The following is a 558-nucleotide window of genomic DNA, read 5'->3' as shown; positions in this document are numbered from 1 at the left end:
CTCGTCCAAACCTACGACGACACCCTCGCCAACCCCTACCAAGCCGCCGAACGCGGCTACATCGACGCCGTCATCACCCCCCACGAGACCCGCACCGAGATCACCCGCGCCCTCCGCCTGCTCCACACCAAACGCGAGACCCTGCCCCCCAAGAAACACGGAAACATCCCCCTATGACCCGCGACGCCACCCCTCAGGAGATCGCCGCCCTCGTCGCGGTCCTGGTCGCGGTGCTCTCCGCCTTCCAGACGCGGGCCCTCCAGACTCCGGCCACTCCGACGCGCCCCCTGCCGTCGGGGTGGTCGGATCCCACCCGAACGACTCGACGACCGCTCCCGCCCGGGCCCGGTGCCTGGCGGGCCAGCGCCCTGCCCCGCTGAACAGGACAGACAGGACAGACAGGACATGAGTGTGAACCAGTCCCCCGTGACCCGACCGTTGCAGAAGGTCCTGATCGCCAACCGTGGTGAGATCGCGGTGCGGGTGGTGCGTGCGTGCAGGGACGCGGGGATCGGGTCGGTGGCGGTCTATGCCGACCCGGACCGGGATGCGTTGTTC

General features: G+C 69.5%; 3 protein-coding genes. All 3 read left to right on the top strand.

What is annotated here, in order from left to right; translation table 11 throughout:
• Positions 1-177, top strand: a 177-nt coding sequence (locus ACP7BP_RS21380; protein ID WP_426247717.1) for a carboxyl transferase domain-containing protein, incomplete at its 5' end; no start/stop codon positions are given.
• Positions 174-380: an acyl-CoA carboxylase epsilon subunit gene (locus ACP7BP_RS21375; protein WP_426247714.1), complete on the top strand. Its 207-nt coding sequence runs from the start codon at positions 174-176 to the stop codon at positions 378-380. The genes ACP7BP_RS21380 and ACP7BP_RS21375, both read left to right, overlap by 4 nt.
• Before the next feature lie 25 nt (positions 381-405).
• The coding region (locus ACP7BP_RS21370) for a biotin carboxylase N-terminal domain-containing protein (RefSeq protein WP_426247716.1) at positions 406-558 on the top strand (153 nt) is incomplete at its 3' end.

Origin of the sequence: Nocardioides sp. LHG3406-4, from assembly GCF_049897745.1 — a bacterium.
Lineage (GTDB): Bacteria > Actinomycetota > Actinomycetes > Propionibacteriales > Nocardioidaceae > Nocardioides.
This window is presented reverse-complemented; position numbering and strand designations above follow the sequence as displayed.